Source organism: Methylomonas sp. BG-2 (genome assembly GCF_057766305.1).
Genome location: NZ_JBYMAP010000245.1, coordinates 1 through 5,802 on the forward strand (window position 1 = coordinate 1; position 5,802 = coordinate 5,802).

Annotated in this window: 6 protein-coding genes; 4 read left to right on the forward strand and 2 right to left on the reverse strand. The window is 58.8% G+C overall.

The window, feature by feature from the left end:
* Together AC3B8H_RS17680 and AC3B8H_RS17685 are read left to right on the forward strand one after the other, a co-directional pair.
* A partial coding sequence (locus tag AC3B8H_RS17680) for a sensor histidine kinase (RefSeq protein WP_488442864.1) occupies window positions 1-287 on the forward strand: 287 nt, incomplete at its 5' end.
* Window positions 284-967, forward strand: coding sequence for a response regulator (locus tag AC3B8H_RS17685; protein WP_488442865.1), 684 nt, complete (start codon window positions 284-286; stop codon window positions 965-967). The genes AC3B8H_RS17680 and AC3B8H_RS17685, both read left to right, overlap by 4 nt.
* A gap of 20 nt (window positions 968-987) precedes the next feature.
* On the opposite strand, the gene AC3B8H_RS17690 is transcribed toward AC3B8H_RS17685, so the two are convergent.
* The gene (locus AC3B8H_RS17690) at window positions 988-1,290 is read right to left on the reverse strand and encodes a DUF6156 family protein (protein ID WP_488442866.1); all 303 of its coding nucleotides are present in this window, start codon (window positions 1,288-1,290) and stop codon (window positions 988-990) included.
* Between the two features lie 379 nt (window positions 1,291-1,669).
* Between AC3B8H_RS17690 and AC3B8H_RS17695 the strand changes: the two genes are divergently transcribed.
* Window positions 1,670-3,049 (forward strand): (Fe-S)-binding protein, encoded by a 1,380-nt coding sequence (locus AC3B8H_RS17695; RefSeq protein WP_488442867.1) that lies wholly within the window; start codon window positions 1,670-1,672, stop codon window positions 3,047-3,049.
* Window positions 3,050-3,362: 313 nt separating this feature from the next.
* Window positions 3,363-5,069: an AAA family ATPase gene (locus tag AC3B8H_RS17700; protein ID WP_488442868.1), complete on the forward strand. Its 1,707-nt coding sequence runs from the start codon at window positions 3,363-3,365 to the stop codon at window positions 5,067-5,069.
* Window positions 5,070-5,292: 223 nt separating this feature from the next.
* Here the strand turns inward: AC3B8H_RS17700 and AC3B8H_RS17705 are convergent, their stop codons facing one another.
* Window positions 5,293-5,508, reverse strand: coding sequence for a hypothetical protein (locus tag AC3B8H_RS17705; RefSeq protein WP_488442869.1), 216 nt, complete (start codon window positions 5,506-5,508; stop codon window positions 5,293-5,295).
* Window positions 5,509-5,802: the final 294 nt, after the last annotated feature.

A 5,802-nucleotide genomic window follows, 5' to 3' on the forward strand; every position in this document is an offset into this window, starting at 1 on the left:
CCACCGCGGTATATCGCTTGGTGCAGGAGGGGATCAGCAATATCGCCAAGCACTCGGGCGCCGGTCTGGCCGAAATTCGCTTGACGATTGCGGAAAACGTCGAATTGACGATCAGCGACGACGGTTGCGCGGAGAGCTTGCCGTTTGCCGACGGCCCCGGTATCGGCTTGTTGGGGATGCGCGAGCGGGCGACGGCGCTGGGTGGTGGGTTCGAGCTGACCGTGCAACCACCGCATGGACTGCGGGTGCGGGTCAATTTGCCAATGACTGAACAACTTGCCAAATGAACGACGGAGCGATCCGCATCCTGCTGGTCGACGATCACGCTATCGTCCGCGAGGGTTACCGCGCCTTGCTGGCCAAACAGCCCGATATGCGGTTGGTGGCGGAAGCCGGCGATGCGGCGACGGCCTACGGCTTATTCCGAGATGTCGCCCCCGACGTGGTCGTCACCGACTGGAGCTTGCCGGGACAAAGCGGCTTGGAATTGATCGGCCGGATTCGCCAGCGCGACGCTCGCGCCAAGATCCTGGTCTTCAGCATGCACCAGAATCCGGCGTTCGCCTGGCAGGCTTGCCGGGCCGGCGCGTTGGGTTACATCGGCAAAAGCGAAGACCCGGAGACTCTGCTGCAAGCCATCCGCGACGTGTATCTAGGCCGTCACGTGCTGAGCGGTGGCGTGGCACAGGCTTTGGCGATGGAAAAACTCGGCGGCGAGGGCTGGGCCTTGGAAGCCCTGACGCCGCGCGAGTTCGAGATTTTGCGCTTATTGGTCGCGGCGAATTCGCCGGAGCGGATTGCCAGGTTGCTCAATATCAGCGCCAAGACCGTTTGCAACAGCCACTATCTGATCAAGCGTAAATTGGGCGTCGGCAGCGACATCGAGCTGACCCGGCTGGCGATTAAGCTCAATGTCGTCGATTTGCTGGAGTTGACCGACCCCAACGACCCGGAACGGGGCGCCTAGCGAAATCGGTCGGGTTGCGATCAGTCTAGCGCTTGACCGGCTTCGTCGAAGCTCAGCACGGTGATCTCGCCGTCCACGTCGGTGATTTCCGCTTGGCTCAACACGCCGTTGCCGTGATAACGGTAGTGATGGCGCAGCTCGATGTCGCCGTACACCAGCTTTTCCAACAGCAGCAGGCGTTCGTCGCCATCGAAAAAGCCGCGAAAATAAGTGTTTCGGTTTTCCAGATGGCTTTCGTCGGGCAATTCGTTGACCAGTTTCAGCGGCAGTTTGACGCCGCTGTAGCTGATGAAATAGCGGCAGGCGCAGTTTTCCAATTCCACGGTAGGTTTCCTCGTTATTTTTTGAAAGCCTAATTTCCGCAAGTTTTGTGCCGGAATTGTTTGGCCGAATTGCCCATTTCCCCGGTTTGCCGGAAGCGCCGTGGCCGGGGCTGCAGCCGCGCTCGAACGCCGCCGGTCGCGGTCGAAGCCCCGTTCATGCGAAGGTTTTCAGTTTGACGCCGCCTCTGTTCCAAGCGTTTTCGCCGGGTTAAGCCCATTTATACTGTGGTAAATCGTTCGCGCAGGCCTGTGATTGTTGCAAAGCCTACAATCGGCGCAGCCCCCGCCGCGTTGCGTTCGCCGCTAACCAGCGATTTCGCGGTGTGGGGCAGGGTGGCTTCGTTTTTGCTTGATCCTGGTTTTAACTCGTTAAACCGCTATGAAGTTGTTACTGGATTGGTCGTCCTATCGCAATGCCGGCATGGGCGACGCTTACGCCGACATTCCCAAGCACGGCGCCGATTTTGCCAAGGCGGTGGCGGTGTGCATCGGCAGCAAGCAATGCCAGCAACAGGCCGACAAGGGCGTGATGTGTCCGAGTTTTCGGGTCGGCGGCCATCCGGATTTGTCGCCGGGCGGTCGGGTCAAATTGTTGAAAGCCGCGCTGAACGCCGACGACCCGGAAGCCCTGTTCGATCCGACGCTAGTCGCGGCGATGGATTTGTGCGTGGCCTGCAAGGGTTGCAAGCGCGAATGCGAAAACGAAGTGGACATGGCGGCGATCAAGGCCGAATTTCTGGCCCAGCAAGCGGCTCGGCGCGGTCTGCCGTTGCGCCGCAAATTGTGGGGGCATTTACCCCGATTGCTAAGATTCCCGCTGCTGCGCGGTTTGATTGCCTGGCGTAACCGTTCGCCGTTGTTGGCCAGACTGGCCCAAACCGCGCTGGGCATCAGCGCCAAGGCCGAATTGCCGCTGCCGGCCGAGCGCCCGTTCCAAGTCCCGCGACAATCCAGTTTGGTCCTGCACCCGGATTTGAGCGATCGGCAAGTGGTATTGCTGGTCGATACCTTCAATTACTACTTCAACCCGGCCTCCGCCGAGGCGGCAAAAGATCTGTTAACCGCTGCCGGCTACCATGTTCATGTCGCCACGCCGTCCCCCTCCGATCAAGATCAGCGGCCGCTGTGTTGCGGACGCACTTATTTTTCCAACGGCATGCTGGACCAAGCCCGCGCCGAAGCCCGGCGCATGTTGGCGGCGCTAAGCGAGCATATCGACGCCGGCCGCGGCATCGTCGGCCTGGAGCCGTCCTGCATCCTCAGTTTGCGCGACGAGTACCTGAAACTGGATTTGGGCGAGTCGGCCCGCAAATTGGCTGAAAAAGTCGTGCTGCTGGAAGAATTCATCGTCCGCGAACAAAGCGCCAAACGCTGGAATCTGGCCTTTCAGCCTATCCCGAACCCGTCGCGGGTGCTGCTACACGGCCATTGCCATCAGAAAGCGGTCGGCTCGATCAAGTCGGTCCGCAAAATTCTGAAACAGATTCCCGGCTTGTCGTTCGAACTGATTGAATCGTCTTGTTGCGGCATGGCCGGAAACTTCGGCGTCGAAGCCGAACATTACGCCGACGCCCAGGCGATGGCTGAATTGGCCTTGTTCCCGGCACTGCGCGCCGAGCCCGACGCGCTATTGGTCGGCAGCGGCTTTTCCTGCCGGGAACAAATCGTTGGCGGCGGCTTTGCCAAGCCGCTGCATTTGGCCGAATTATTGTGTCTGGCATTGCCCCAATCCTCCGCTGGAGAAGGCAAGGCCGGCTGAGCGGAGCCGAGGTCGGCCGCGTCTATTTCAAGCATTTTGATTGTCGGTAAACGGGTCCGAGGCGCAGGGTACGCGATGCGAACCCCACCTAAATACCCGTCGCCGAAAGCCGGCTTAACGGTCATGAAAAAGCTTGCGCTCGAGCGATTGAAAAAGGCCGGCGTGGGCGCGGCTTTAGCCGTGATCGAAAACTTCCGACCCAGGTCTGTCGCTCACCGATTTTCGGAGTAACGCACATTGATTTTGTCTTGACCGCGAGCCCGAGCTCGCTAACCCCATTTTGTTTTTCGCCGCTTTGATAAGGAATCGTTCGATGAAACTGTCCATAGAAAAACCGCATCTCCAGCAACTGTTGACCGCTCACCCGCGCCTGAATGGCTTGAACGAGCAATTGCGTTTCGGCAATAAAGCCCAGGTGTTTTACGACCAACTCAGCAGCGCCGAGATGGCGACCCTCGCCGGAATTTATGCCCAGGAAGGCGAGAGTCTGCAACAGCACGCCGCGTTGCTGACCGCGCTGCAGCAGGCCTTGAGCGACGACCATCGCCGCTACGGTCCGGACGATCTGGAAAAACTACTGCCGGACATCGCGCAATATTTGCTGGACGGCGCGATTCGCGGTTGGTTGTTTCACGTCGAGCACGGCGGCCGGACCCTGGCGTATTTGGTCACCCGCGTCGATTACACGCCGCCGGGCGAGGAAGAAGCCGGGCGCATCCTGCTGGAATTGAAAGCCAACAGCAAGGGCAAGATCGCGATCGAAACCCTGGTTATTCGCGGCAAGGATCTGGCTAACAAGACCATCCCGGAAATCTTCGCCGGCAAGGGTTATTTAAAAGAAACCGAGGATTTGATCGCCAGCTACGACGACGCGGCCTCCCGCTATTTCGACTGGCGCGGCCGTTACGGCGAGCAATTTTCGGGCTGGGGCACCGGCGTTTACGCCGAAGATCCGACCGCCAGCCACCGTAGCAACGACTGGACCCGCAAGAACACCGTGGTGTTGTCGTCCGGCGGCGGCGCTTGCCGGCTGGTCAACGACGAAAACATCCTCAGCGATCGGGTACTGACGCTGGAAGCGTCCGGCGACATTTTCGGCACCTATTTGCGCAAGGCCGGGAAAAGCATGCGCTACGACAGCAAAACCGAAAGCGAAATGGAAAAAGCCAAGGCCGATGTCGGCAAGGGCTTGTTCACCGAATTGCCGGTGCACGGTTATATCCTGCTGTTTCATTTGGAATTGCACCACCATGTCTGGGTACATGTCGACGACCTGCAACCCTACGTCTACCAGCCGGAACTGAAACAAAAACTGATCCTGCCGCCCGAGCAAACCGATTTGATCGACATCCTCACCGCCGAAATGGACATGCTGATGGACGACATCGTCGAAGGCAAATCCGGCGGCACCACGGTGTTGTGCGCCGGTCCCGCCGGGGTGGGCAAGACCTTGACCGCCGAGGTCTATTCGGAGATCATCAAGCGGCCGCTGTACCGGGTACATTCCGGCCAGTTGGGCTTGAACGTCGCCGAAATGGAGAAAACCCTGAAGGAAACCCTGATCCGCGCCCAGCGCTGGGGCGCGGTGATGCTGATCGACGAGGCCGACGTCTACATCAAGAAACGCGCCGACAATCTGGCCTCCAACGCCGTGGTCGGGGTGTTTCTGCGGGTGCTGGAATACTTCAACGGCCTATTGTTCCTGACCACTAACCGGGTGGATGACATCGACGAAGCCATCATCTCCCGCTGCATCGCGATGATCCGCTACCACTCGCCCAACAGCGCCGACCGCCGCAAAATCTGGAAGGTGATGACCGAACAGTTCTCGCTGCCGGTCTCGGATGAGTTGATAGAACAACTGGTGGACCTGTTCCCCGGCGCCTCCGGCCGCGACATCAAGGGCCTGACCAAGTTGGTCGCCAAGTTCTGCATGCAAAAACAACTGGCGCCGACCTTGGACGTGTTTATACGCTGCTCGGTGTTTAGAGGATTGGAGTTGGTGGGCGAGGCCGCTTGATGAGCTGAAGTGCGTCAATTTCGGTCCGGGGCCACTGGTTCCCAAGCTCCGGCTTGGGGACCCGCCGCTAGGTAGTTCCAGCTTTCCGACTCAATCACCAGTCTCGAACCACCTTGATCAAACCTTCCAACCCCGCACAGTTCCGCGCACTGGAGTAATGCCAATGCTCCGGTACATCCACATAACCGCGTTCGATCGGATTGCGGTGTATCTAATCCAGTTTCTACCGCATCAACGCCTCGGTTTCGATCAGTTGCGGATGGCGAACTTCCTCCCAGACCTGATACTCGCTTTCAATCTTATGCGGCCGCTTCAGTAACGCCAATAGCTTCAGCACCCGCGTCGAATTGCTTTTGTTGTAAATGACCGATGATTTTTCTGCTTCCCAAGCTCCAGTTTGGGAAGCAGCGTGCCAGCCCCGCTCGAGCGACGGAGCCATGGCGTAACCCCAACCCTTGTCGGTTCCTAACGCCCGTATTTAAAAGCCTTCGATTTCCCGCGATAACTTCTCGGTGAAGTCAGTGTCGCGGTCGGTCATCGGTCAGGCGAACCTCGGATTGAATTGCCTGACCGACGTCTAATTAAACGCTACGTGCCCGAATGCGCCGACCGCACCATAGCAGCAATGGCGATACGAACAACACGATGCCGGAAGGCAGCGGCACCTGACTGAGCATCGCGGCGGCAATGATTTGATGCATTTGGGTGGTCGGATGCAGTTCGTCCCAGAACA

Bases quoted from the DNA above. Each gene is read 5' to 3' on its own strand.
- AC3B8H_RS17685 (WP_488442865.1), top strand. From the start codon at position 284: ATGAACGACGGAGCGATCCGCATCCTGCTGGTCGACGATCACGCTATC.
- AC3B8H_RS17705 (WP_488442869.1), bottom strand. From the start codon at position 5,508: ATGGCTCCGTCGCTCGAGCGGGGCTGGCACGCTGCTTCCCAAACTGGA.
- AC3B8H_RS17700 (WP_488442868.1), top strand. From the start codon at position 3,363: ATGAAACTGTCCATAGAAAAACCGCATCTCCAGCAACTGTTGACCGCT.
- AC3B8H_RS17695 (WP_488442867.1), top strand. From the start codon at position 1,670: ATGAAGTTGTTACTGGATTGGTCGTCCTATCGCAATGCCGGCATGGGC.